We start from the raw sequence: 24,395 nt of genomic DNA, 5'->3' as shown, positions 1-24,395 counted from the left end.
TCAGAACCTCCCGTCGCGGACGGTGAACTTCGTCGGTTTGCCGGAGGTGGGCAGTCCGGCGGCCAGCCAGTCGGCCTGCCAGTCGACCAGGGTGCCCAGCGGCACGTCCGGGTAGCCGAACAGCGCGTGGCAGCGGGTCGCGTCGTTGAGCAGCGCGGTGGGCGCCTCGGTGCCGGTGAGCGTGACCGGTCGGCCCAGCCGTTCGCCCATCCGGGCGGCGATCCGCCGGACCGGCGCGGTCTCCGGTCCGGTCAGGTTGAGGGTGAACACCTCCGGCGTGGCGTGCCGCAGCGACCGCAGCGCCACCTCGTTGGCGTAGCCCTGCCAGACCACGTTGACGTGCCCGGTGGTCACGTCGACCGGCTCGCCGGCCCGCACCGCGTGCCCGATGTCGGCGAGCACCCCGTAGCGCAGGTCGACGGCGTAGTTGAGCCGCAGCACCGCGACCGGGGTGCCCCGGGTGGCGGCAGCGTGTGCGAAGACCTGCTCCCGGCCGAGGCAGCTCATCGCGTAGTCGCCGACCGGGCCGGGCGGGTCGGTCTCCACGCAGCCGCCGGAGCCGACCGGCACCATGGGGTACACGTTGCCGGTGGAGAAGGCGGCGATCCGGGAGTCCGGGTAGCGGCGGGCCACGGCGGCCGGCAGCACCGCGTTGACCACCCAGGCCAGGTACGGCGCGGTCGAGGTGCCGAACTTCGCGCCGACCATGAAGACCACGTCGGTGGCGTCCGGCAGCCCGCCCAGGTCGGCGTCGCCGAGCAGGTCGAACGGCACCGGCTCGACGCGGTCGGCGGCCAGCGCCCCGGCGGCGGCCCGGTCCGTCCACCGGGACACCGCGTACACCCGGTCGCCGGTGCGGCCGGCGGCGTCCAGCCCCCGGCGCGCCAGCCGGCACAGCGACGGCCCCATCTTGCCCCCGGCGCCGAGCACCACCAGGTCACCGCGGCCGTCGGCCAGGTCGGCGACCAGCGCCGCCGACGGGCGGGCCAGCCGCTGCTCCAACTCGCTCTCGTTCGTGAACACTCGTCTCAACCCTTGATTCCGGACATCGTGACGCCCTCGGTGAAGTAGCGCTGGCCGACCAGGTACGCGGCGAAGATGGGCACGAAGGCGACCACCGAGCCGGCCAGCATGACGTTGAGCGGCACCTGTTCCTGCTGGAGGGAGGCGATGCCGACGGTGAGCGTGCGCATGTCCCCGCTCTGCCCGATGATCAGCGGCCAGAGCAGGTCGTTCCAGTGCCACAGGAAGACGAACACGCCGAGGGTGGCCAGGATCGGCTTGCACAGCGGCAGCACGATCCGGACGAAGGTCCGCCACTCCGAGGCGCCGTCGATCTTCGCGGCCTCGAACAGTTCGTCCGGCAGTCCCTGGATGAACTGCCGCATCAGGAACACCGCCTGCGCGTTGGCCAGGGTGGGCAGGATCAGCCCCCAGTAGGTGTCCACCCCGCCGGCCTTCGCGATGAGGATGAACGTGGGGATCAGCGTGACGTGGTAGGGCACCATCACCATGGCCAGGAACGACCAGAACATGGTCTCCCGGCCGGGGAAGCGCTTCTTGGCGAAGGCGTACCCGGCCATGGCGGCGAGCAGCAGCACCGCGACCACGCTGACCACCGAGTAGATGGTGGTGTTCAGCAGCCAGCGCAGGATGCTCCGCGAGGCCAGCACCTCCTGGTACGCGCCGACGTCGACCGGCCAGGGCAGCAGGCTGGCCGGGAACTCGATCGCGGCGGCCGGCTTCAGGCTCAGCACCACCATCGCGTAGAACGGGAAGAGGGTGACCACGCTGGCCACGGCGAGCAACGCGTACCGCGCCACCCGGCCGGCGGGACCCGGCTCCAACGCCCGGTAGGCACGCCGTCGCCGGCCGGGCGGGGTGGGCGTCGGGGTGGTCGGCGCGGGGGTGGTGGTCGTGGCGGTCACTTGTCCCTCCCGAGGGCGAGCCGTTGGATCAGCGCGACGACCAGGGTCATCACGAACAGGGCCACCCCGATCGCACTGGCGTAGCCGAGGTCGAAGTACTTGAAGCCCTGGTCGTACAGGGCCATGACGAGGGTGTAGCTGCCCCGGGCCGGGCCGCCGCCGGTCATCGCGTAGACCAGGTCGAAGACCTGGAACGAGGCGGTGGTCTCGATCACCAGCAGGAAGAACAGCACCGGCTTGAGCTGGGGCAGCACGATCCAGCGGAACCGCTGCCACGGACCGGCGCCGTCGGTCAGCGCCGCCTCCTCCTGCTCGCGCGGCAGGTCCTGGAGGCGGGCCAGCACGATCAGCATGCCGTAGCCGAAGTGCGACCAGACCCCCACCAGCGCCAGCGCCGGCAGCACCAGCGTGCTGGAGGCCAGCCACGACTCGTCGGGCAGGCCCAGCCAGCCCAGGATCCGCGACCACGGTCCCTCGGCGGAGAACACCCAGGCGAAGATCGTGGCGACCAGCACCAGACTCGTCACCACCGGCAGGAAGAACACCGACCGGAAGAACCCCACCCCCCGGAAGCCCCGGCGGACCAGCAGCGCGAGCCCGACCGAGGTGACCACGGTCAGCGGCACGTAGAGCAGGGTGTAGACGACGGTGACCCGCAGCGACTGCCAGAACACCGGGTCGTCGACGAGCCGGCGGGCGTTCTCCAGCCCGGTCCACTCGGCCTCGCCGCCGATGGTGTACTCCATGAAGCCGAGCACCAGCCCGGCGATGGCCGGGCCGAAGCGGAAGGCCAGGAAGAGCAGGAACGCGGGTAGGACGAAGAGCAGACCCCAGCGGGCCTCGCGCCGCGCGACCACCCGCCGGGACCGCCGGGCCACCACCTGTGCCGGTACGGCCATCTCGTCCTCCTTGTCTCGGGTGCGACACCGACCGTCCGGGCCGGTGTCGTGGGGCCCGCCGCCGGTGCCTCCCGGCGACGGGCCGTGGTCGACGGGGTCAGAGCAGCGCGTCGGCGGCCTTGGCCGCGTCGGCGAGCGCCTGCTCGGGGGTCTTCTTACCGATCAGCGCGGCCTGGATCTCCGGAGCCAGCACGCCCATCACCTCGCGGCTCTTCTCGTGCAGCGTGCCGACGGTGGTGCTGGTCAGGGTCTGCTCCATCGCGCTGCGCACCGGGTCGTCGGCGTAGAGCGGGCCGGCCGACTTCTTCGCCGAGAAGTAGTTGCCCTGCTTGTCGTACGCGGTGGCCACCGAGGGACCGGTGACGAACTCGACCCACTCGCCGGCTGCCTTCTTGGCCTTGCTGGCCTTGAGGATCGACAGGCTGCCGACGGTGCCGTACCCGACGCTCTTCGTCTCGCTCAGCGACGGGAAGATCTTGATGTTCTCCCTGCCCCAGAACTGCTCGACGTCGGCCGGGACGTGCTGCCAGGTGCAGGCGACCTTGTTCTTGGCGACGTTGGTCTGCTCGAAGGCCGGGATGCTGGTGATCAGGTCCTTCTGCACGTACCCACCGTCGACGAGCTGCTTGAGGAAGGTCAGCGCCTTGACGCCCTCCGGGCCGTCGAAGGCCACCGACTTCCCGTCGGCGCTGAACACGTCCCCGCCGGCCTGCCAGAGCAGCGGGTAGAACGACTGGTTCAGGGTGGCGCTCGGGTCGGCGTAGTAGTTGGTGACGTCGAAGCCCTTGGCCTTGAGGGTGGGGGCGAGGGCGAGCAGGTCGGCCCAGGTCTTCGGGTACGTGGTGACCCCGGCCGCGGTGAACACCTTCGCGTTGCACATCAGCGGGTTGCTGCTGGTCAGGATCGGCGCGCCGAGCATCCTGCCGTCGAGGGTGACGGCGGCGCGGACGTTGTCCAGGTAGTCGGTCTTCGCGTCGTCGGGCAGGTACTCGTCGACCGGCTCGATGACGTTGTGGAACTTGCCGAGCTGGTCCGGGATCAGGTACACCACGTCCGGCCCCTTGCCGCCGGCGATCGCCGTGGTCAGCGACTCCTCCCGCTTGGCCCAGGGGAAGATCTCCACCTTGACGTCGATGTTCGGGTGGTCGGCCTTGAACGCGGTGACCTGCTGGTCCCAGAAGCCCCGGTGGGTGGCCTCGTCGGGGATCACCGGGTAGATCCACATGGTGACGGACTGCTTCTCGTCGCCTCCGGCGCCGTCCCCGCCGCCGCACGCGGCGACCAGCCCGGTCAGCAGCGCGGCGACCGCGACCGGCGCGAACCTGCGTACTCGCATCTGTCTCGTCCTCTCTCCGGTGGTTCAGTGCGCGGGCACGGTCACGACCGTGCCGGTGTGCCGGGCCGTCTCGGCGGCGAAGACCGCGAGGTGACTGGCGAGCGACTCGTCGAGTCCGGACCGGATGTGGTGGCTGTCGCCGGTGGCCACGGCACGGACGAAGGCGTCCATCACGCCGCTGTCGCCACCGCCGTGGTCGTCGGCGGCGGTGGCGCCGCCGACCGTGCCGGCGTCGATCTGCTCGATCCGGTCGGTACGGAAGTCGTGCACCCGGACCCGCTCGCCGTCGCCGGTGAGCGTGCCGTGGGTGCCGAAGAGCCGGGTCTGCCGGTGGGTCTGTTCGGTGAAGGCGGTGACGGTGAAGGTGACGGTCAGCCCGCCGGTCAGTTCCATCGTCACCACCTGGTGGTCCACGACGTCGTTGTCGCAGGAGTAGACGCAGCGCCCGTACGGGCCGGTGCGCAGCGCGTCGAGCAGGGCCGGCTCGTCGGTGCCGTCGGTGACCACGCTGACCGGCCAGACGGGTCCGCGTTCGCGCAGCGTCGGCAGGTAGAGCTTCGGCGCCGAGTACGGGCAGGTCGGCTCGACCGGGCAGGTCAGGCAGCGGTCGGTGGCGCCGGCCGGACGCTGCCCGGGACGGAAGTGCCGCAGTCCGCCGAAGCTGGACACCCGCTCGATCCGCCGGCCGGTGACGTAGCTCAGCCAGTCCAGGTCGTGGCTGGACTTGGCCAGCAGCATCGGGGTGGCCAGGTCCTCGCGCCGCCACGGTCCGCGCACGTACGAGTGGGCGAAGTGCCACCAGCCGACCGGCTCCAGGTGCTGCGCGCTGACGACCTCGCCGAGCACCCCGGTGTCCACCACCCGTTTCACCAGGTCCGTGTAGGGGGTGTAGCGCAGCACGTGGCAGACCGCGAAGAGCACCCCGCTGGCGCGGACCGCGTCGACGATCCGCCGGCACTCGTCGGCGGTCGGGGCGAGCGGCTTCTCCACCAGCAGGTGGTGGCCGGCGGCGGCGAACGCGACCGCCGGCTCCACGTGCATCCGGTCCTGGGTGGCGACGATCACCGCGTCGGCGGCCACCCCGGCCACCCGCAGGTCCCGCCAGTCGGTGAAGCCGACGGCGTCCGGGTGCGCGGCGGTGACCAGGGACCGCTGGTGCGCGCGCGGGTCGGCGACCGCGACCAGCCGCGCCCGGTCCGGGTGGGCGGCCACCCAGCGGGCGTACGTCTGGCCCCGGTTGCCGGCGCCCACCAGCGCCACGGTCACCGGCCGGTCCTGCTGCGGCACGTCGCTCCTCCTTGCTCGGGGTCGGCTGGTCAGACGGTCAGGTTGCCGGCGTCGCGGATCCGCGGCCCGGCGGTGGGCAGCGTCCGGTCGACGTCCTCCTCGACGCAGCCGGTGTGGTGCAGGTGGGAGCCGTCACCGAAGCCGGCGTCGGTCAGCCGCAGCCGACCGCCGCTGAACTGGGCGCCGACCGCCGAGTACCGGTTCCGGCCGGACTCGACCACCACGTGCGCGGTGTCGCCGTCGGCGGCCACGCTGAGGTAACCGCCCAGCTCCCACCGGACCGTACCGGTGGCCGCATCCCGGCTGAGCAGGGCCTTCGCCGCGTTGGTACCGCGCAGCACCGCCCCGCCGCCGACGGTGAGCCGCTGGTCGGCGGCGCCGGCCAGCCGGATCCCGGTGTCGGTCAGCGTGCCGCCGGAGATCCGCGTCTCGGCGGCCTTCACCACGATCGGGGCGGCCCCGGCCGCGCCGGTCAGGGTCACGTCGGTCAGGTGCAGCGCCCCGGTGCCGTCGAAGGTGTGCCCGTCCAGCCCGGTGATCGTGGTCCGCACCAGGTGCACGGGCACGGTGACGTTCGGCTGCACCACCGCGGTGGCCCGGGCGGCGAGCCGGAACGCGCAGCCCTCGATGACGTTGGGCCGCCCGGACCGGTTGGACGCCTGCGAGACGATCAGCGTGTCGTCGGCGGAGCAGCCCCGCATCTGGATGCCGTCGGCGTTGACCCAGATCATTCCCGAGCCGGCCAGCCCGTCCTTGCGGATCACCTGGACGTCCTCCAGGGTCAGGTCGGTGACCTTCACCCGGGCCACGAACCAGGAGCAGACGTGCTTGCGGACGGTGATCCGCTTGGCCGCCGAGCCCCAGGCCGCGCCGGAGTTGGCGAAGGTCATCAGCCCGGAGTTGCCGGTGTAGACCAGGTCGTGCTCGTACTGGCCGTGGGTGACGAAGGGGCCCTGGTCGTCGCCGTCGCCGTGACAGTTCTCCACCAGGCAGTATGCCGAGGCGGTCCAGTCGTTGAGGTGCCGGGCGTTGGAGGTGCGGCAGTCCTCGACGTGCCCGTAGAGGCAGTAGATCTGCTGGGTGAGGTAGCCGGCGCCGCCCCAGGTGACCGAGGTGGGGTTGGTCAGGGTGCACCGGGCGGTGTGGAAGTAGGTGGACCAGCGCCGCATGATCACCGGCCAGAAGGAGCCGGTGGCGTCGATGTCGGTGGCGTCGCAGTGCACCGCGTACTCGTAGGCCAGCGGGTGTGAGCCGGTGTACTGGTCGGCGCCGTTGCCGGTGAAGACCAGGTTGCGCACGTGCACCCGGCTGACCGGTTCGACCCGGGTCCAGGTCAGGGTCCGACCGGCAGCCAGCTCCCAGCCGTTCTTGTAGTTGATCCGGATGTGCGTGCCGTCGACGATCTGGGTGACCTGGACGAGTTTCTGGAGTTCCTTCTCCCAGCGGCCGGCGAGCTGGTTGACCTCGACGGCGTACCACTGCCCGACCGCGAAGGCCGACGAGTCGCCGACCTGGAAGGAGTCCCAGCCCTCCCGGACCACCTCGGTCAGCTTGTGGGTGTGCACCTGGTCGGTGACGGTGCCCCGGAAGAAGAGCACGGCGGCGAACGGGTCGTCGTGTCCGGCGTTCTCGATGCCCCTGGTGGACATGGTGTGCCCGCCGAAGTCGAGCACCAGGTCGCTGCGGGTGAACCGGTGCCGCTTGACGAAGTGCAGGTCGGAGTGGGCCTCGACGCGGTGCACGGTCGGGTCGTTCACCATGGCGTCGAGGGCGGCGTCGGCCGGGGTCCGCGCGTCGAAGATCCCGAAGTGCCGGAACTCGACGACGCCGTCGTGCACCTGGAGCCACCGGCCGGCGCCGGGCCGGTCGCCGTACGGGCTGAGCACGGTGCCGCCGTTGCCGGCCGTGGTGCTGCTGGCGGACCAACGGACCAGCCGGTGGCCGCCGTCCCCGGCGGCGTGGTGGCCGTCGACGTGGACCAGCTGGCCGTCGTCGATCCGCTTCGGGGCCAGGCCGAGCAGGGCGGCGACGGTGGGGACGTGGAACACCGCGTCCCGGCCCGGGCTCAGCGGGGCGGCCCCGGAACCCGACTCGGTGGGGGCGGCGTTGGCCGGGGCGGGGGAGAGGGCCAGCGTGGTGCCGGCGAGGGCGAGACCGCCGAGGCCGGAGGCGCGCAGCAGGGTCCGGCGGGTGGTCGGTTCGGAGCGTTCCATGGGGGTGTCTTCTCCTACGGGCGGGGGAGCCGGGGCGGTCAGCGGACGAGGTTGTCGACGGTCGCGACACGGGCGGAGTCGGCGGGCGACTCCCGGTCGACCCCCTCCTCGACGCACCTCGTGTGCAGCAGCGTCGACGGCGCGCCGAAGCCCGCCGGGGTGAGGACCAGGCGTCCACCGGTGAACCGGGAGCCGACCGCCCGGTACCGGTTGACGCCGGTGTCGAGACGGACGTGCGCGGTCCGCGCGTCCGCCGCGGTGCTGTGGTAGTCGCCCAGTTCGACGCGGACCTGCCCGGGGCCGGCGGCCCGGCCGAGCAGCGCGCCCCGGGAGTTCGTGCCGGTGACCACGACGCCGCCGTCGAGCACCAGGCGCTGGTCGCGGAGGGCGGTGAGTTCGATGCCGGTGTCGGTCAGCGTGCCGCCGGTCACCACCACCTCGGCCGCGCCGACGCTCAGCGGGGCGGCGGTCGGGCTGCCGGTCAGCGTGCAGTCGGTGAGGTGAACCGGCCCGGAGCCGCGCAGGATCGCGCCGTCGAGTCCCCGGAAGGTGGTCCGGACGAAGTGCACCGGACTGCTCACCGGGGTCTGCACGACCACCGTGCCGGCGGGCTGGTCGAAGTCACAGTCGGCGATGATGTTGGGTCGGCGGGAGCGGGTCGACCGTTGGGCGATGCTCAGGGTCCGCGCCGAGCAGCCACGCATCTGGACGCCGTCGGCGTTGACCTGGAGGGTGCCGGCCGGATCGAAGGTCGACCGGGCGATCACCCGGACGTCCTCCAGGGTCAGGTCGGTGATCTTCGTACCGGCGACGAACCAGGAGCAGACGTGCCGGCGGACGGTGATCCGCTTGGCGCTGATGCCCCACTGCCCACCGCTGTTGGCGATGTCCATCAGTCCGGAGCAGCCGGTGAAGACGAGGTCGTGCTCGTACTGGCCGTGGGTGGTGAAGGGGTTGCCGCCGGCGTCGTCGCCGTCGCCGTGGCAGTTCTCCACCAGGCAGTACGCCGAGGCGGTCCAGTCGTTGAGGTGCCGGGCGTTGGAGCTGCGGCAGTCCACGACGTGTCCGTACAGGCAGTAGATCTGCTGGGTGAGGTAGCCCGCGCCGCCGTACATGACGGTCGGGGGGTTCTTCAGGGTGCAGTTCGCGGTGGTGAAGTGGGTGCACCAGCGCCGCATGATCACCGGCCACCAGGTGCCGGTGGCGTCGATGCCGGAGACGTCGCAGCGCACCGCGTACTCGTAGGCGACCGGGTGGGAGCCGCTGTACTCCCGGTCGTCCGGTCCGGAGCCGGGGTACTCGCCGGTGAACGCGACGTGACCGAGGAAGACCATGTTGCGGACGTGCGCGCGCCGCACCGGCTCGACCCGTCGCCAGGTGATCGTCCGCCCCGGGGCCAGCTCCCAGCCGTTGAGGTAGTTCACCCGGACGTGCCGGCCGTCGACGACCTGGGTGACCTGCACCATCTTCTGGAGTTCGCGCTCGTCGGCGCCGGTGAGCGCGTTGCTGGTGACGGTCCACCACTGCCCGACGGCGAACCGTCCGGAGTCCGGCACCTCGAACACGTCGGAGAGTTCCGGCACCGTCTCGGTGAGGGTGTGGGTGACGACCGTGTCGGTGACCCGGCCCCGGAAGTAGAGCACCGCGCCGAACGGATTGTTGCGGGTGTTGCGCTCGATGCCGTCGGTGTGCACGGTGTGCCCGCCGAAGTCGAGCTCGATGTCGCTGCGGTCGAAGGTGTGCCGCTTGACCAGGCGCAGGTCGGTGTGGGCCTCGACGCGGTGGATCGCCGGGTCGGCGACCATCGCGTCCAGCGCGGCGTCGGCGGGCGTGTCCGGCCCGAGGACGCCGAACATCCGGAAGTCGCCGATCCCGTCGTGGACGGCCAGCCAGCGGCCGGCGCGCCGACGGTACGGGTCGTGCACGGTGCCGCCGTTGCCGGCGGCGGTGCTGGTCGGCGACCAGCGCAGCAGGGTGCCGCCCCCGTCGCCGGGGGTGTGGTAGCCGGCGACCCGGACCAGGGTCCGGGCGGTCAGGTCGGCGGGGGTGAGCCGGCGCAGGTCGGCGACGGTGTCGACCTGGAGCACGGGTGGACGGGCGGGGACGGACGAACCGGGTTGACCCATGGAGAGCCTCAACCTTCGCGGTCCAGCGGACGGCGGCGTCGCCGTCCGACGGTGCGGGGCGCCCGTCCGGCACGGGGGAGCGCCGGAGGGCGGAGGGGGAAGGTCGGGCAAACGCGCGAGGCGCGCAGGCGGCGGAGCTGCTGACCGTACGGCCCGGCGCCGGGGCTGCGGCGCGGCGGGCGTCAGCATGTTCGCCCGAGAGCGGTCGTGACCTGGGTCCCGACCCGTCACGACCCGCAGGTCGTGACGTTGGCGGTGACGTTAAACAGCTGGTGAACCAGGTGTCAAGAGGTGAGTTGCGGGCCGGCGTAGCCCAGGCGGGCGGAGATCTCCTCGGCGGCCTGCCGGACCTGCCGCCCCAGTTCCTGGTAACGCCAGCTGGGCAGACCGAGCTTGAGTCCGGTGACGCTGATCGCCCCGGCGCAGGCCCCGGTGTGGTCGCGCAGCGCGCTGCCGATGCAGAACACGCCCTCGGCGTCCTCCTCGTCGTCGAGCGCGTAGCCGGCCTGCCGGACGTCGTCGAGGTGGGCCAGGAGGGAGTCCCGGTCGACGATGGTGTGGTCGGTCCGCCGGGGCAGGCCGACCCGGTCGATCAGCTCGCGGACCTGCGGCGCGGACATCTCGGCCAGCAGCGCCTTGCCGAGCCCGGTGCAGTGCGGCAGCTCCCGGGTGCCCATCCGCAGCTCGATCTGGATGCGTTCGCCGTTGCTGACCTGGTCGATGACGACCGCGTGTTCCCCCTCGGGGACGGCCAGCCGGGAGCTGAGCCCGGTCTGCCGGGTCAGGGCGGCGAGCGCCGGGCGGGCGATGTCGCGGAGCGACAGCTGCTCCTGCGCCCGGACCCCGAGCCGGGCCAGGGCCATGCCGAGCCGGTAGCGCCGGTTCATCCCCTCGCCGTCGTCGGCGGCCAGCCCGTGCTGGCAGAGGGTGTGCAGGGTGGCGAAGGCGGCGCTCTTGGACAGACCGCAGGCCCGGGCGACGTCGGTGACGCTCAACCCGTGGCCGGGTGTGGCGGCGGCGAGCGCCTCCAGCACCTCGGCCGCCCGGCTGACACTGCGCACCAGGTAGCGGGAGCCGTCCGTTTCTTCGGTGACGGTCATGGTCCTCTCTTCGGTCAGCGGATCGGGGGTGTGCGGCCCGTACGGCAGCCAGTGTTCGTCAAGGCCGAACAGCGTAGCAAAGTTGTGCCGGGAATCTGGTCCGGTGCAGTTGACCATGCGGAATCAGCGTGCCTAGTATGCCGAACATCGTTTGGTAATGCCGAACAGTGTTCTGAGAATCGAAAGTTCCTCTCGCGGCGGACAACTCCGCGGTGTCGTGACCGGGCTGGGTCGCGACACCGCACCGATGAGGAGACAGGTGTGAATCCACGATCGGCCCCGTCCGGTACCTCGCTCGCCGAGCGGGCCCGCCGGGTCATTCCCGGGGGCGTCAACAGCGGCCAGCGCAGCATCCCCGGCCTCACCGACCTGGTGATCACCCGGGCCGCCGGTGCGCGCTTCTGGGACGCGGACGGGCGCGCGTACACCGACTACCACGCGGCCTTCGGCCCACCCCTGCTCGGACACAACGACCCCGACGTCAACGCTGCGGTGGCGGAGGCCGGCCAGCGGCTCGACCTGTGCGGCGTGGCCGTCACCGAGGGCGAGGTGCGGCTCGCCGAGGCCCTGGCCGACCTGGTCCCCAGCATCGAACGGGTCCTGCTGACCAGCACCGGCAGCGAGGCCACCTTCCACGCGCTGCGGGTCGCCCGGGCCGCCACCGGCCGTCGCCTGGTGGTCAAGTTCCAGGGCTGCTACCACGGCTGGCACGACTCGGTCAGCCTCAACGTCATCTCCGCGCCGGACCGGGTGGGCCGCCCCGACCCGATCTCCACCGGCATCCTGCCCGAGGTGCTCGACGCCACCCTGGTGCTGCGCTTCAACGACGTGGCCGAGGTCCGGGCGGCCTTCGCCGCGCACGGCGCGGACATCGCCGCCGTGATCGTCGAACCGGTGCCGCACAACGTCGGCTGCCTCCTGCCCGACCAGGAGTTCCTCGTCGCGCTCCGGGATGAGTGCACCCGCGCCGGCAGCGTGCTGGTCTTCGACGAGGTGATCACCGGTTTCCGGCACGACCTGGGCGGCTGGCAGAAGATCAGCGGCGTCACCCCGGACCTCACCACGCTCGGCAAGGCCATCGCCAACGGCTACCCGGTCGGCGCGCTCGGCGGTCGGGCCGACCTGATGGACCTGTTCAGCACCCGCCCCGGCGCCCCCGCCTTCTTCGCCGGCACCTACAACGGGCACCCCGCCGTGGTGGCCGCCGCGCTGGCCACCCTCGACAAGCTGCGCGCCGAACCGGTCCACGCGCACGTCTACCGGCTCGGCGAGCGGATCCGCGCCGGGCTGACCGAGGTCTTCGCCGACCTCGACGTCCCGGCCGTGGTCACCGGTCACGGCTCGGTCTTCGTCAGCTACTTCATGCCCGGCCCGGTTCCACGTACCTATGACGACCTGCTGCGCAACGATGCGGGCATGTTCATCGGCTACCGACGGCGGATGCCCGCGCACGGCATCTTCGAGTTGCCGCTCAACCTGAAGCGCAACCACGTCTCCTACGCCCACACCGACGCCGACGTCGACCACCTCGTCGAGGCCACCCGCGCGGCGGTCCGCGACACGGTCGCGGCGGGTGGGGTGACCGAACTGGCGGGCACGGCCACCATGGGTGGCGCACCGGCGGGCCCGGCCACCATGGGTGGCGCGGTCCCGGCCCGGGGGGTGTCCTGATGCTCACCGTCGACACCACGCGGCCGGTCGGTCCGGCCGGGCGGATCAGCCGGGTGGAGACCCTCACCCTCGGCACCGCCTGGCGGGACTTCTCCTACGTGCGGGTGCACACCGACGCCGGGCTGACCGGGGTCGGCGAGATCACCCACCCGTACCGGGGCCGGGAGACGTGCCAGCTCACCGAGGCGATGGCCGGTCGGCACCTGATCGGCGCCGACCCGTTCGACGTCGAGGAGATCTGGCTGCGGATGTACCAGGGCGACTTCCTGCGCGGCGGGGACGTCGGCGGGATCGTCGTCTCCGGCGTCGACCAGGCCCTGTACGACCTGATGGGCAAGGCGCTCGGGGTGCCGGCGTACCGGCTCACCGGTGGCGCGTGCCGCAGCCGGGTCCGGGTCTACGCCAACGGCTGGTACACCGGCGACCGGGAACCGGCGGTGTTCGCCGAACGGGCCGTCGCCACCGTCGCCAGGGGGTACACCGCGCTCAAGTTCGACCCGTTCGGGGCCGGGCTGGGCGAACTGTCCCGCGCCGAGCTGCGCCGGTCGATCGACATCGTGGCCGCCGTCCGGGAGGCGGTCGGCCCCGACGTGGACCTCTTCGTCGAGGGACACGCCCGGTTCGCCATGCCCACCGCCGCCCGACTGGTGCGCGAGCTGGCCCCGTTCGACCTCGGGTGGTTCGAGGAGCCGCTGCCCTGGACGCACATCGAGCGCTACGCCGAGCTGCGCGCCCGCGCCACCATGCCGATCTCCGGCGGCGAGCACTTCCACAACCGTTACGAGTACGCCCGGCTGTTCGCCACGAATGCGGTCGACATCATCCAGCCGGACCTGTCGATGGCGGGCGGGTTCACCGAGGTCCGCAAGCTCGCCGCCATCGCCGACCAGCACGCCATGCTGGTGGCCCCGCACAACTCCAACTCGCCGCTGTGCACCACCGCGTCGGTGCACGCCGTGCTCGGCATGCCCAACTTCATGATCCTGGAGACCTTCGACGGGCTGCTGGAGGACTACGTCTTCGAGGCCGTCCGGGGCGCCCTGCCGGTGGTGGACGGGCACGTCGACCTGCCTGCCGCCCCCGGCCTCGGCATCGAACTCGTCGACGAGGTCTTCGCCGAGCACCCGCCGAGCCACGGCTTCTGGAACATGTTCGCCGAAGGCTGGGAGAAACGGGACCGGCGATGATCGTCGACGTGCACTCGCACCTGTTCGACTGCCCGGAGCACGTCGGCGACCCGTTCGCCGCCGAGGCGTCCCGGGCACACGGCGGCGAGGTCGACCTGACGGTGCGGTGGTCGGAGTACGCGGCCACCGCACCCGCCGACACCCGTACCGTCGTGGTCGGCGGCAAGGCCCGCCGGTCCGGCCTCTGGGTCGACGACGCCGCCGTGGCCGCCCGGCCGGACCGCCTGATCGGCTACCTCGCCCTGGATCCCACCCAGCCCGGCTGGCGCGACGAGCTGGAACACGGGCACCGGGACCTCGGCCTGCGCGGCATCAAGCTGATGCCGATGTACGCCGGCTTCGATCCCGCCGACCCGGCCTACGACGACCTGTACGCCTACGCCGAACGGCACGGCCTGCCCCTGCTGGTGCACACCGGCACCACCTTCGTCTCCGCCGCGCCCCTGCGCTACGCGCTGCCGGTGCACCTGGACGAGGTGGCCATCCGCCACCCCGAGCTGCGGATGGTCCTGGCCCACCTCGGCCATCCGTACGAGGGGGAGTGCATCGCGGTGATCCGCAAGCACCGGCACGTCTACGCCGACGTCTCCGCCCTGCACTACCGGCCGTTCCAGCTCTGGCACAGCCTCCGTCTGGTGCAGGACTACGGGGTCTGGTCCAAGCTGCTGTTCGGCAGCGACTACCCGTTCACCACGGTGGACGCCTCGGTCGACGGACTGCGCCGGGTGGGGCGGGTGCCCGGCATCCCGGGGCTGGACCCGCTCGACGTCGACCAGATCGAGCAGCTCATCCACCGTCCGTCGCTCGACCTGCTGGGGCTCGCATGACCGCCGTACCGCCCTCGTTCGACCTCACCGGCCGCCTCGCCGTCGTCACCGGGGCGGCCCGGGGGCTCGGGGCCGCGTTCGCCACCGGTCTGGCCGCCGCCGGCGCCGACCTGGTCCTGGTCGACCGGCCCGGAGTGGACCTCGGGCCGGTCGCCGAGCAGGTCGCCGGCTTCGGCCGGGCCGCCCACCGGCACCCGTTCGACCTGGCCGACACCGAGGCCATCGGCGGCTGGGTGGACGACCTGCGCGCCGCCCACGGTCCGCTGCACATCCTGGTCAACAACGCCGGGGTGGCCCGGCTGGAGCACTTCAACGAGATCACCGTGGCCGGTTGGCGGGAGCTGATGCGGGTCAACGTGGACGCTGTCTTCTTCTGTGCCCAACGGGTCGCCGAGCACATGATCGCCGACGGTGTCTCCGGCCGGATCGTCAACATCTCCTCGAAGAACGGGCTGGTCGCCGAGGCCGGGCTGGCGCACTACAACGCCTCCAAGGGCGCGGTGGAACTGCTCACCCGGTCGCTCGCCGCCGAACTGGGCCGGTACGGGATCACCGCGAACACCATCGCCCCTGGCATGATCGCCACGCCGATCGACGGGGAGTTCCCGTTCGACCGGGCCGCGTTCGAGGCGGCCTGGGAGCAGCGCATCCCGCTGCGCGGCGGGTACGGGACCCCCGCCGACTGTGTGGGTGCGCTGCTCCTGCTCGCCTCGGACGCCGGCCGGTACGTCACCGGCACCCACCTGGTGGTGGACGGCGGAGTGCTGGCCGACCAGATGCCCCGGCTGCGCTTCATGCCGCCCTACCGCAGCACGCTGCCCCCGACGGACGGCGACCGGGCCTGACGGCGACCACGCGTGGCGGGCGGCCCGGCGGCCGGGTCACGCCTGCGGGCGCAGCCACACCCGTAACGGCCCGACCGGGCGGAACCCGACGTCGCGGGCGGGCCGGAGATCGTCGTCGGGCTCCCAGCCGACCAGCGGACCGGCGCCGAACCGGGCGCACACCCCGCGCCACACCGCCGCCGGGTCGCTGCCGAACACGTTCGACACGCCGACCGCCCCGCCGCCCGCGCTGACCACCGCGCCGCCGGCCACCGTGCCCGCCGGGCCGTACGCGGCCAGCACCGTCACGGCCGGGTCGGCCAGCAACGCCGGGTGGCGCAGCGCGGTTCCGCCGTGTGCCTCGGCCCAGGCCGCCAGGGCCCGCGCGGTGGTCACCGGAGTCAGCGGAGGGCCGGCCGGCACACCACCGGCCGGCCGGTGGATCCACTGCCCCTCGACGAGCACCCGGAACCCGTACGGCGCCAGGTCGAGAGCGGCGAAGCTGTCCTTGACCGACGCCTCCGGACCGGCGTCGATCCGGTCGAGCAGCGCGTCGGCCGGCGCCTCGGGCCGGAGGGTCACCGCGTCCGGGTACCACGGCGGGGACCGGCGCGGCACCGACCAGGCGTCGGCGTCCCGGGTCCCGGTCGTGCCGTGGGCACGGCAGACCGCGTCGCACCAGGCCGCGTTGTTCCGCGCCGCGGTGACCGCCTCGGCGTACGTCACCCGGGCACCTCCCGTCGTCCCCGGCAATCTCCGGCACGCCGGCACGACCCGCAAGGGATTTCCCGGCGGGGACCGCCGGTCGGTCCGGGTCGTCGGGGCCGACGCCCGGGCGCGATCGGGGCGGACGTCGGCCGCCGGGTGGGGCTAGGGTCGACCGGTGACCCGCTTCCTCCTCGTGCCGGGGCGGGGCGTGCCGCGCCCGGGGCACTGGCAGCGCCGGTGGGCCGACACGCGCCCCGACCACCGGTGGGCGTCCCCACCGTCCGGGCCGCCGTACCTGTTGGACGAGCGGGTGGCCGGGTTGCACGCGGCGGTCACCGCCGACGACGAGCCGGCGGTCCTGATCGCGCACAGCGCCGGCTGTCTCACCACGGTGGTGTGGGCCGCCCGGCACGCCGGGCCGGTCCGGGCGGCGCTGCTGGTCGCCCCGCCGTACGTCGGTCCGGACTGGATGTCCGAGACGGACGCCACCGCCGCGGCGGCGCTGGGACGACGGCTGCCGTTCCGGTCGGTGCTGGTGGCCAGCCGCACCGATCCCCATGCGACGTGGGACCAGTCCCGCCGGTACGCCGAACGGTGGGGCGCGGAGCTGGTCGACGTGGGCGACGCCGGGCACGTGGACACGCGCAGTGGCTACGGCCCCTGGCCCGAGGGCGAACGCCTGGTCGCCCGGCTCGCCGCACCGGAGGCCGGGTCCGGCCACGGCAGCCCGGCCGACCCGGCGTGACCGTCCGTCATCCGTGACCGGGTGCCGCCACCCGGAGGCCGCCGACCGGCGGTCCGCCGGGTGCGGGGCGCGTCCGTGGCGTCAACCGACGACCAGTCGGGCGAGGAGCAGCCCGGCCCAGGCCGCGCCGAGCCCGGCGGTCACGTTGAGCAGCACGGTGACCAGCGCGGCGCCGCGTCGGCGGTCGCGACCCAGGCGCAGCGTCTCGTACGAGAGGGTCGACCAGGTGGTCAGCGCGCCGCAGAAGCCGGTGCCGAGCCCGGCGGTCACCGCCGGGTCGACCGGCGTCGCGAGCACCACGCCGAGCAGCAGCGAACCGGCCACGTTCACCGCGAGCGTCCCCCACGGCAGCGTCGACCCGGACCGGGCCCGCAGCGCCCAGTCGGTCAGGTAGCGCAGCGGAGCGCCGACGGCCGCGCCGAGCGCGATCAGCAGCACGGTCACCGGGCCGACCTGCCCCGCGTCCGGTCCAGCAGCCAGCCGGTGGCCACGTCGCCGAGCCAGACCGCGCCGAGCGCGGCGAGCACCGTCGCACCGAGATAGGCGAGCGCGGTCCCCGGCGCGCCGGCCCGGACGGCCTGCTGCACGTCGAGCACGTACGTGGAGAAGGTGGTGAACCCGCCCAGCACCCCGACGCCGAGGAACGGGCGCAGCAGCGGGCGGTCCGTCCACACCCGGGTGAGCAGCACCATCAGCACGCCGATCAGCAGGCAGCCGACCACATTCACGGCGAACGTCGACCAGGGGAACGCGGTGGGCCGGTAGGGGAACGCGGCGAGCGCCCCGGCCCGGGCCAGCGCGCCGACCACACCCCCCGCGGCGACCACCGCGAGCATCGTCGCCAGCGGTACCGGCCGGGCGACGGGGACGCCTGCGTCGCCGTCGGGTCCGGGCCGGGGACTGTCGGACACCGCTCCTCCACCGGTACGTCGATCGGGGCGCCGCGTCGGCACGTCGGGCCGAGCCGGCGACGCCGGACGCCAGCCTAGCGGGACGCGGCGCGCTGCTGCGGGAGCGCGGCCTCGACCCGGAGGGCCCTTGACCTCAAGCCGGCTTCACGTCCGAGGCTGGTCGGCGTCGACGACGGAACGGGGAGGGCGACATGCGGGTGGTCGAGGTGTCCAGGTTCGGTGGGCCGGAGGTGCTCACCCTGATCGAGGTGCCCGACCCGGTGCCCGGACCGGGTGAGGTCGTGGTGGACGTGGTCGTGGCGGACGTGCTCTGGGTGGAGACGATGATCCGCAGCGGTCACGGCGGTCGCTACTTTCCCGTCCGGCCGCCGTACCGGCCGGGCCCCGGGGTGGCGGGCACCGTGGCGGCGGTCGGGCCGGGCGTCGACCCCGCCTGGGCCGGCCGGCGGGTGGCCGCCCGCACCGGCGAACGCGGCGGGTACGCCGAACGCGTCGCGGTCCCGGCCGACGGGCTCGTCCCGGTGCCGGACCCGGTCGGCCTGTGGGACGCGGCGGCGCTGCTGCACGACGGCACCACCGCGTTCGGGGTGCTGGACCTGATCCCGCCCCGCCCCGGCGACCGGGTGCTCGTCACCGCCGCCGGTGGCGGCCTCGGCGCGCTGCTCGTGCAGTGCGCCCACGCCGCCGGGGCGCGGGTGGTCGCCGCCGCCCGGGGTGCGGCGAAGCTCGACCGGCTCCGGCGGCTCGGCGCCGACCACGTCGTCGACTACTCCGCGCCGGACTGGGCCGACCGGGTACGGGCGGTCACCGGCGGTCTCGACGTGGTGTTCGACGGAGCCGGCGGCGCGTACGGCCGGGCCGCCTTCGACCTGCTGGAACCGGGTGGTCGCTACTCCGCCCACGGCACCCCCGCCGGGGAGTTCGCGGTGCCCGACCCGCAGCGGGCGGCGGCCCGGGACGTCACGGTGATCGGCATCGACGACATCCGCTTCCCGCCGGAGGTGGCCCGGGGGCACCTGGTGCGGGCCCTCGACGCGGCCGCCGCCGGGCGGCTCACGCCGCTGGTCGGGCAGACCTTCCCGCTGGCGCGTGCCGCCGACGCGCACCGGGCGATCGAGGCACGGACCACGACCGGCAAGACGCTGCTGACGATCTGAGCCGTCCCGGTCGGCGCGTCGCGCCCGGCCGTCGGGGTGACCGCCGGACCACGGGGCACGATGGACCGATGCGGCACATCGTGCTCTTCCACTCGGTGTACGGCCTCCGCCCGGCGGTCCTGGCCGCCGCCGACCGGCTCCGCGCCGCCGGGCACCGGGTCGTCACCCCCGACCTGTACGGGGGGCCCGCCGTGGCGACCATCGAGGAGGGTTTCGCGCTGTTCGGCCGGATCGGCACCGAGACCGTCCTGGCGCGGGCCCGGGCCGCCGTGGCAGACCTGCCGGCCGACACGGTGCTGGCCGGGCTCTCCATGGGCGCCGGGGTGGCGGGCGCCCTGCTGGCCGACCGGCCCGCCAGTGCCGGCCTGCTGCTCCTGCACGGCACCGGCGGCGCGCCCGAGGCGGTCCGTGCCGGCCTGCCCGTGCACCTGCACATCGCCGACCCCGACGCGTACGACCCGCCCGCCGAGGTGGACGCCTGGCGGCGGGCGATGGACGGGGCCGGCGCCGGGGTCGAGGTGTACCGCTACCCGGGCGCCGACCACTTCTTCACCGACCCCGGCCTGCCCGGGTACTCGCCGGTCGACGCCGAGCGGCTCTGGGACCGGGTGCACGCCTTCCTGGACTAGTGCCTCAGCCAGTTGTGGCAGCTCAGATTCACGACACGCCGAGCGGGTCGCACCTCGGGCAGCCACGAATCCCTCGGACTGCGGCAGGGGCGATCGGCCACCCGAAATCCGGGTTCGCGACCACCTTCAGGATCCGCCGCCCGGGTCACCCGTCCAAGGGTGCGTGACGAGGCGGTAGGTCCCTCTCCGCGCCCTTTGCTCTGCACCCCTGTCCGCGCCAGGCACTCTGCGTGAGCGGTGGTCACCTCGCGCCTTCTGCCGCCGTCGATGGCCTGCCCCGGACGTCGTCGAACGGCGGTGCCGGCGCCCCCGGGATAGCCCGTGAGCAGGCGAATCTCGGGTCTTGCCAGGTGCGGTGATCAGGTGTACAACTATGCGAGCTAGGTACACACCTAGCTTCACATTGGTACGCAACTATGGGAGGCCTGGCGTGGACCGCCTCAGGATCGGTGTGGTCGGAATCGGTGTCCAGGGCCAGCTGCACGCCCGCGCGCTGCGCGAGATGCGGCAGGTCGAGTTGGTCGCCGTCGCCGATCCGGCACCCCGCAACCGCGACTGGGCAGTGGACACCCTCGGGGTCCGGGCCGTCCCGGACCTCACGGACCTGCTCGACGAGGTCGACGCGGTGAGCATCTGCACCCCCGACCACCTGCACGAGGACGCGACGCTCGCCGCGCTCGCCGCCGGCCGGCGGGTGCTGCTGGAGAAGCCGATGGCCCTCTCCACCGCCAGCTGCGACCGGATCCTCGCCGGCCGGCCCGACCCCGACGCCCTGACGATCGGCCACATCCTGCGCTTCGACCCCCGCGTGATCCGGCTGCGCGAGATCGTGCGCTCCGGCGAACTCGGCGAGATCTGGCACGTCAAGGTCTGGCGCTGCACCTCCCAGGCGGTCGGCGCGGGCATCTGGGACCGCACCTCGGTGGCCTGGTTCCTCGGCATCCACGACGCCGACCTGCTGCGGTTCGTCACCGGACGCGAGGTCGAGGTCACCGGCGCGGTCGGCCGCAAGGTCCTCTCGCCCAGCCACGACGTCGTGCACGCCACCGTCCGCTTCGACGACGGCGCGATCGGCACCATGGAGAACACCTGGACGCTGCCGCACTCCCGCCCCTCCCGGGCCGACGCGGGGCTGCGGATCGTCGGCGAGCACGGCCTGCTGGAGATGGACCTCTCCCACAACGACCTGCTCTACGCCCAGCGTCAGGGCACGGCCAGCTACCTGGACACGTACTTCTGGCCCAGCCGTGGCCCCGGCGGCGCGTACAACCTGCGTACCCAGCTGGAGGCGTTCGCGGACGCCGCGCTGACCGGCGGGCCCACCCCGGTCAGCGGCGAGGAGGGCCGGGCCGCCGTCGCGATCGTCGAGGACATCGAGGCGGCCCTGGCCGCCGACCCGGCGTCGACACCACCAACCGCCGACTGAGGTCCGGACATGCTGCGCTACGCCATCCGCCGGCTCGCCATCTCGGTGCTGGTCCTCTTCGGCGCCGCGACCGTGGTGTTCTTCGCCATGCGGGCGGTCGACGGGGACCCGGCCACCGCCGTGCTCGGCCCCGACGCCGACCCGGCGGCCGTCGACGCGCTGCGCCGGGAGTACGGCCTGGACGCCGCGCTACCCGTGCAGTACGTCCGGTTCCTCCAGCGGGCCGCCGCGTTCGACTTCGGCGAGTCGTTCCGGCTCGGCGGCAGCGCGGTGGACCTGGTGCTCAGCCACCTGAGCGCCACGGCCGCGCTGTCGCTCACCGCCTTCGCCATCGCCCTGGTGGTCGGCTTCGCCCTCGGGGTGCTCGCCGCGACCCGCCCCGGCGGGCTCGTCGACCGGACGGTCTCCGTGCTGTCCATGCTCACCCAGTCGCTGCCGTCGTTCTGGGTCGGCATCATGCTGATCCTGGTCTTCTCCCGGTTCCTGCACCTGCTGCCCAGTTCCGGGGCGTCCTCACCGGCCGCCATGGTGATGCCCGCCGTCACCCTGGCCCTGCCCCTGCTCAGCGTGGTGCTGCGGCTGGTCCGCAGCGGACTGCTCGACGTGCTGCACGAGGACTACGTGGTCACCGCCCGGGCCAAGGGCCTCTCCGAGTGGCGGGTCGTCGGCTCCCACGCGATGCGGACCATGCTGCTGCCGGTGGTCACCGTCGCCGGCCTGGAGTTCGGCAGCCTGCTCGGCGGCGCGGTGATCGTGGAGACCGTCTTCGCCTGGCCCGGCGTGGGCCGGCTGATGACCGACGCCATCGCCGCCCGGGACTACTCCATCGTGCAGGCCTGCGTGATCACGGTCGCGGCCATCTTCATCGTCATCAACCTGGTGGTCGATCTGCTGTACGTCCGGCTGGACCCCCGGGTCCGCGAGAGCGTCTGAGGAGATGGTCGACATGACCGGCGCCGTTCCCGGCACCCCGCTGACCGACGTGACGCCCGCACCGGCGGAGGCCCCGACCGGCCCGCCGTCCCCGACCGGCACCCCCGCCCGTCGCCGTCGTCGCCGGCTGCGGCTCTGGATCCCCCTGGGGATCATCGCGGCGTACCTCGTCGCCGGGGTGTTCGGGCCGATGGTCGCGCGGTACGACCCGATCGCCACCTCGGTCACCGACCGGCTGCTCCCGCCGGGCAGCCGGCTCGCCGACGGCAGCCTGGCCCTGCTCGGCACCGACCAGGTCGGCCGGGACCTGCTCGCCCAGATCATGCAGGGCGCCCGGGTGTCCATGCTGGTCGGCGCGGCCACCCTGCTGCTCGCCGGCACCATCGGCTCCGCCCTCGGCGTGCTCTGCGGCTACCTGGGCGGCCTGGTCGACGCGGTGGTGATGCGGCTGGCCGACATCCAGCTCGCCTTCCCCTCCATCCTGCTGGCCGTCTTCGTCGCCGGCGTGCTCGGCTCCAGCGTCACCAACGTGGTGCTCACCCTCTCCATCACCACCTGGCCGGTCTTCGCCCGGGTCGCCCGGGCGCAGACCCTCGCCACCCGGTCCCGGGACTTCGCCAACGCCGCCCGCACCCTCGGCGCCGGGCCGTGGCACGTCGTGCGGCACTGCGTGCTGCCGGCGGTGCTCAGCCCGGTGCTCGTCGTGGCCACCGTCCAACTGGGCTTCGTCATCGTCGCCGAGGCGTCGCTGAGCTTCCTGTCGCTCGGCATCCCGCCCGGCACCCCGAGCTGGGGCACCACCATCGCCAACGGCCGCGACCACCTGGCCAGCGCCTGGTGGATCGCCACCCTGCCCGGGCTGGTCCTCGCGCTGTTCGTGGTCTGCGCGGGCGTGCTCGGCGACGAACTGCGGGACCGCTCCGACCCGAACCTCTCCACCCGGTAACTTCCCCCGCCAGCGGAACGGATGACACATGAGAAACCCGAAGGCCCGCCTCGGCGCGCTGGCCATGGCCGCCGTCCTCGCCCTCACCGCCTGCTCCTTCGACAGCGACACCGGCGGCGACACCGCCGGCCGGACCACCCTGCGGGTGGCCAACCCCACCCCGGTGGTCTCGCTCAACCCGTACGCCGCGAACTCCGCCGACCAGCCCACCCTCACCGTCGTGCAGGAGGTCTTCGAGACCCTGGTGTCCCGGCGGGACGGTGAGATCGTGCCGAACCTCGCCGAGAAGTGGACCAACCCCGACCCGCTGACCTGGCAGTTCACCCTGCGCAGCGGCGTCACCTTCGCCGACGGCACCCCGCTGACCAGCGCCGACGCCAAGGCGTCCGTGCAGGCCCTGATCGACGGCAAGGGACCGCTGGCCGGACTCTGGGCCGCCGTCGCCGCGATCGAGACCCCGGACGAGCGCACCCTGACCATCCGCACCAGCGAGGCGCTCGGCACCGTGCTGAGCAACCTCACGCTGGTCTGGATCGCCCCGGCGGCCAAGCTCGGCGACCAGAGCTTCTTCACCGCCCCGTACGGCACCGGCCCGTTCAAGGTCGCCTCGTTCACCGCCGGGCAGAGCGTCGAGCTGGTGCGCAACGACGCGTACCGGGGTGAGCGTCCGAAGCTGGAGAAGATCTCCTACCGGTACATCCCGGAGATCTCCGGGCGGGTCACCGCCCTGGAGAACGACGAGATCGACGTCACCTGGGGGCTGCCGCCGGACCAGCTCACCGGGCTGCGTGACGACGACCGGCTCACCGTCACCTCGTTCCCCACGTACGCCAACTACTACATCTGGTTCAACAGCTCCCGGAAGCCGTTCACCGACCCCCGGGTCCGGCAGGCCATGTGGCACGCCCTGAACCTGGACACCATCACGAAGTCCCTCTTCGACCAGGCCGGCACCCCCGCCGCCGGGCCGCTGCCCGAGGCCGTGTTCGGCGCGGCGAAGCAGAACCCGTACGGTTACGACCCGGCCCGGGCGAAGCAGCTGCTCACCGAGGCCGGCTTCCCGAACGGCTTCACCACCACCATGATGTGGAGCACCGGCTGCTGCACCAACGGCAACTCCTTCGCCGACGCGATGATCAGCGACTGGGCCAAGGTCGGCATCGTGGTCAAGCCCCAGGAACTGGAGCGGGCCACCTGGCTCGACCGGCTGCTCAAGCTCGACTGGGACAGCACGATGACCACCGGCAGCACGATCACCGGGGACGCCGACTTCACCCTGGCGCGGCTCTACCTCTCCACCGCCAAGCGCAACGGCTACGCCAACCCGGAGCTGGACAGGATCCTGCTCCAGGCCCGCGGCGAGATCGACCAGAACCGGCGCGCCGAGCTGTACGCCCAGGCCGGAAAGATCGTCTGGGACGACGCGGTGGGCATCTTCCCGCTCGACCTCAGCGGCAACGTCGTGCTGCGCAAGGGCGTGCAGGGCTTCACCCCGACCCCCAACGACCTGCCCGACTTCGCCGGCGTCTCGCTCGGCTGACC

22 protein-coding genes are annotated in these 24,395 nt (G+C 73.0%); 11 read left to right on the top strand and 11 right to left on the bottom strand.

What is annotated here, in order from left to right:
* The 8 genes from QSK20_RS09700 to QSK20_RS09665 form a co-directional block, all read right to left on the bottom strand.
* Window positions 1-1,023, bottom strand: coding sequence for an NAD-dependent epimerase/dehydratase family protein (locus QSK20_RS09700; protein ID WP_285788248.1), 1,023 nt, complete (start codon window positions 1,021-1,023; stop codon window positions 1-3).
* A gap of 5 nt (window positions 1,024-1,028) precedes the next feature.
* Window positions 1,029-1,928, bottom strand: a complete 900-nt coding sequence (locus tag QSK20_RS09695; protein ID WP_285788247.1) for a carbohydrate ABC transporter permease — start codon at window positions 1,926-1,928, stop codon at window positions 1,029-1,031.
* Complete coding sequence (locus tag QSK20_RS09690) at window positions 1,925-2,827, bottom strand: carbohydrate ABC transporter permease (RefSeq protein ID WP_285788246.1); 903 nt, start codon at window positions 2,825-2,827, stop codon at window positions 1,925-1,927. Before QSK20_RS09690 ends, QSK20_RS09695 begins: the two co-directional genes overlap by 4 nt.
* Window positions 2,828-2,924: 97 nt before the next feature.
* On the bottom strand, window positions 2,925-4,163 hold the full coding sequence (locus tag QSK20_RS09685) for an ABC transporter substrate-binding protein (protein WP_285788245.1): 1,239 nt from the start codon (window positions 4,161-4,163) through the stop codon (window positions 2,925-2,927).
* A gap of 24 nt (window positions 4,164-4,187) precedes the next feature.
* Complete coding sequence (locus tag QSK20_RS09680) at window positions 4,188-5,450, bottom strand: Gfo/Idh/MocA family protein (protein ID WP_285788244.1); 1,263 nt, start codon at window positions 5,448-5,450, stop codon at window positions 4,188-4,190.
* Between the two features lie 29 nt (window positions 5,451-5,479).
* The gene (locus tag QSK20_RS09675; RefSeq protein ID WP_285788243.1) at window positions 5,480-7,663 is read right to left on the bottom strand and encodes a putative phage tail protein; all 2,184 of its coding nucleotides are present in this window, start codon (window positions 7,661-7,663) and stop codon (window positions 5,480-5,482) included.
* A gap of 38 nt (window positions 7,664-7,701) precedes the next feature.
* Window positions 7,702-9,789 carry a putative phage tail protein gene (locus QSK20_RS09670; RefSeq protein ID WP_285788242.1) on the bottom strand — a complete coding sequence of 696 codons (2,088 nt, stop codon included), beginning with the start codon at window positions 9,787-9,789 and terminating at the stop codon, window positions 7,702-7,704.
* 284 nt (window positions 9,790-10,073) lie between these two features.
* Window positions 10,074-11,006, bottom strand: a complete 933-nt coding sequence (locus QSK20_RS09665) for an IclR family transcriptional regulator (protein WP_285788241.1) — start codon at window positions 11,004-11,006, stop codon at window positions 10,074-10,076.
* A gap of 144 nt (window positions 11,007-11,150) precedes the next feature.
* On the opposite strand from QSK20_RS09665, the gene QSK20_RS09660 reads away from it, so the two are divergent.
* Genes QSK20_RS09660 through QSK20_RS09645 form a run of 4 tightly spaced genes read left to right on the top strand, consistent with a single transcriptional unit; the run spans window position 11,151 to window position 15,419 of the window.
* Complete coding sequence (locus QSK20_RS09660; RefSeq protein WP_285788240.1) at window positions 11,151-12,560, top strand: aspartate aminotransferase family protein; 1,410 nt, start codon at window positions 11,151-11,153, stop codon at window positions 12,558-12,560.
* A complete protein-coding gene (locus tag QSK20_RS09655; RefSeq protein WP_285788239.1) occupies window positions 12,560-13,747 on the top strand; it encodes a mandelate racemase/muconate lactonizing enzyme family protein in 1,188 nt (395 codons plus the stop codon). The genes QSK20_RS09660 and QSK20_RS09655 overlap by 1 nt, the downstream gene beginning before the upstream one ends.
* Window positions 13,744-14,574, top strand: a complete 831-nt coding sequence (locus QSK20_RS09650; RefSeq protein WP_285788238.1) for an amidohydrolase family protein — start codon at window positions 13,744-13,746, stop codon at window positions 14,572-14,574. Before QSK20_RS09655 ends, QSK20_RS09650 begins: the two co-directional genes overlap by 4 nt.
* The gene (locus tag QSK20_RS09645) at window positions 14,571-15,419 is read left to right on the top strand and encodes an SDR family NAD(P)-dependent oxidoreductase (protein WP_285788237.1); all 849 of its coding nucleotides are present in this window, start codon (window positions 14,571-14,573) and stop codon (window positions 15,417-15,419) included. Before QSK20_RS09650 ends, QSK20_RS09645 begins: the two co-directional genes overlap by 4 nt.
* 36 nt (window positions 15,420-15,455) lie before the next feature.
* Here QSK20_RS09645 and QSK20_RS09640 read toward each other — a convergent pair whose 3' ends face one another.
* A complete protein-coding gene (locus QSK20_RS09640; protein WP_285788236.1) occupies window positions 15,456-16,124 on the bottom strand; it encodes a hypothetical protein in 669 nt (222 codons plus the stop codon).
* A gap of 157 nt (window positions 16,125-16,281) precedes the next feature.
* Between QSK20_RS09640 and QSK20_RS09635 the strand changes: the two genes are divergently transcribed.
* Complete coding sequence (locus tag QSK20_RS09635; protein WP_285788235.1) at window positions 16,282-16,851, top strand: RBBP9/YdeN family alpha/beta hydrolase; 570 nt, start codon at window positions 16,282-16,284, stop codon at window positions 16,849-16,851.
* A gap of 81 nt (window positions 16,852-16,932) precedes the next feature.
* On the opposite strand, the gene crcB is transcribed toward QSK20_RS09635, so the two are convergent.
* Window positions 16,933-17,295, bottom strand: coding sequence for a fluoride efflux transporter CrcB (gene crcB, locus QSK20_RS09630; protein ID WP_285788234.1), 363 nt, complete (start codon window positions 17,293-17,295; stop codon window positions 16,933-16,935).
* Window positions 17,292-17,762, bottom strand: coding sequence for a fluoride efflux transporter FluC (locus QSK20_RS09625; protein WP_285788233.1), 471 nt, complete (start codon window positions 17,760-17,762; stop codon window positions 17,292-17,294). Before QSK20_RS09625 ends, crcB begins: the two co-directional genes overlap by 4 nt.
* 191 nt (window positions 17,763-17,953) lie before the next feature.
* On the opposite strand from QSK20_RS09625, the gene QSK20_RS09620 reads away from it, so the two are divergent.
* The 6 genes from QSK20_RS09620 (at window position 17,954) to QSK20_RS09595 (ending at window position 24,393) form a co-directional block, all read left to right on the top strand.
* On the top strand, window positions 17,954-18,919 hold the full coding sequence (locus QSK20_RS09620; RefSeq protein ID WP_285788232.1) for a zinc-binding dehydrogenase: 966 nt from the start codon (window positions 17,954-17,956) through the stop codon (window positions 18,917-18,919).
* Window positions 18,920-18,987: 68 nt separating this feature from the next.
* Window positions 18,988-19,548 (top strand): dienelactone hydrolase family protein, encoded by a 561-nt coding sequence (locus QSK20_RS09615; protein ID WP_285788231.1) that lies wholly within the window; start codon window positions 18,988-18,990, stop codon window positions 19,546-19,548.
* 430 nt (window positions 19,549-19,978) lie between these two features.
* Window positions 19,979-20,974, top strand: coding sequence for a Gfo/Idh/MocA family protein (locus tag QSK20_RS09610; protein WP_285788230.1), 996 nt, complete (start codon window positions 19,979-19,981; stop codon window positions 20,972-20,974).
* A 9-nt stretch (window positions 20,975-20,983) separates the two neighbouring features.
* Entirely contained in the window at window positions 20,984-21,907 is a 924-nt protein-coding gene (locus tag QSK20_RS09605) for an ABC transporter permease (RefSeq protein WP_088984259.1), read from the top strand.
* A 13-nt stretch (window positions 21,908-21,920) separates the two neighbouring features.
* Complete coding sequence (locus tag QSK20_RS09600) at window positions 21,921-22,853, top strand: ABC transporter permease (RefSeq protein ID WP_285788229.1); 933 nt, start codon at window positions 21,921-21,923, stop codon at window positions 22,851-22,853.
* Between the two features lie 28 nt (window positions 22,854-22,881).
* On the top strand, window positions 22,882-24,393 hold the full coding sequence (locus tag QSK20_RS09595; protein WP_285788228.1) for an ABC transporter substrate-binding protein: 1,512 nt from the start codon (window positions 22,882-22,884) through the stop codon (window positions 24,391-24,393).
* The last annotated feature ends 2 nt before the right edge of the window (window positions 24,394-24,395 follow it).

Source organism: Micromonospora sp. NBRC 101691, from assembly GCF_030269285.1.
GTDB lineage: Bacteria > Actinomycetota > Actinomycetes > Mycobacteriales > Micromonosporaceae > Micromonospora > Micromonospora echinospora.
This window is presented reverse-complemented; position numbering and strand designations above follow the sequence as displayed.

What these genes read in the sequence shown, in the direction of transcription:
- QSK20_RS09690 (WP_285788246.1), bottom strand. Translation starts at nt 2,827, where the DNA reads ATGGCCGTACCGGCACAGGTGGTGGCCCGGCGGTCCCGGCGGGTGGTC.
- QSK20_RS09685 (WP_285788245.1), bottom strand. Translation starts at nt 4,163, where the DNA reads ATGCGAGTACGCAGGTTCGCGCCGGTCGCGGTCGCCGCGCTGCTGACC.
- QSK20_RS09675 (WP_285788243.1), bottom strand. Translation starts at nt 7,663, where the DNA reads ATGGAACGCTCCGAACCGACCACCCGCCGGACCCTGCTGCGCGCCTCC.
- QSK20_RS09670 (WP_285788242.1), bottom strand. Translation starts at nt 9,789, where the DNA reads ATGGGTCAACCCGGTTCGTCCGTCCCCGCCCGTCCACCCGTGCTCCAG.
- QSK20_RS09665 (WP_285788241.1), bottom strand. Translation starts at nt 11,006, where the DNA reads ATGGTCAACTGCACCGGACCAGATTCCCGGCACAACTTTGCTACGCTG.
- QSK20_RS09655 (WP_285788239.1), top strand. Translation starts at nt 12,560, where the DNA reads ATGCTCACCGTCGACACCACGCGGCCGGTCGGTCCGGCCGGGCGGATC.
- QSK20_RS09650 (WP_285788238.1), top strand. Translation starts at nt 13,744, where the DNA reads ATGATCGTCGACGTGCACTCGCACCTGTTCGACTGCCCGGAGCACGTC.
- QSK20_RS09645 (WP_285788237.1), top strand. Translation starts at nt 14,571, where the DNA reads ATGACCGCCGTACCGCCCTCGTTCGACCTCACCGGCCGCCTCGCCGTC.
- QSK20_RS09620 (WP_285788232.1), top strand. Translation starts at nt 17,954, where the DNA reads ATGCGGGTGGTCGAGGTGTCCAGGTTCGGTGGGCCGGAGGTGCTCACC.
- QSK20_RS09615 (WP_285788231.1), top strand. Translation starts at nt 18,988, where the DNA reads ATGCGGCACATCGTGCTCTTCCACTCGGTGTACGGCCTCCGCCCGGCG.
- QSK20_RS09605 (WP_088984259.1), top strand. Translation starts at nt 20,984, where the DNA reads ATGCTGCGCTACGCCATCCGCCGGCTCGCCATCTCGGTGCTGGTCCTC.
- QSK20_RS09600 (WP_285788229.1), top strand. Translation starts at nt 21,921, where the DNA reads ATGACCGGCGCCGTTCCCGGCACCCCGCTGACCGACGTGACGCCCGCA.
- QSK20_RS09595 (WP_285788228.1), top strand. Translation starts at nt 22,882, where the DNA reads ATGAGAAACCCGAAGGCCCGCCTCGGCGCGCTGGCCATGGCCGCCGTC.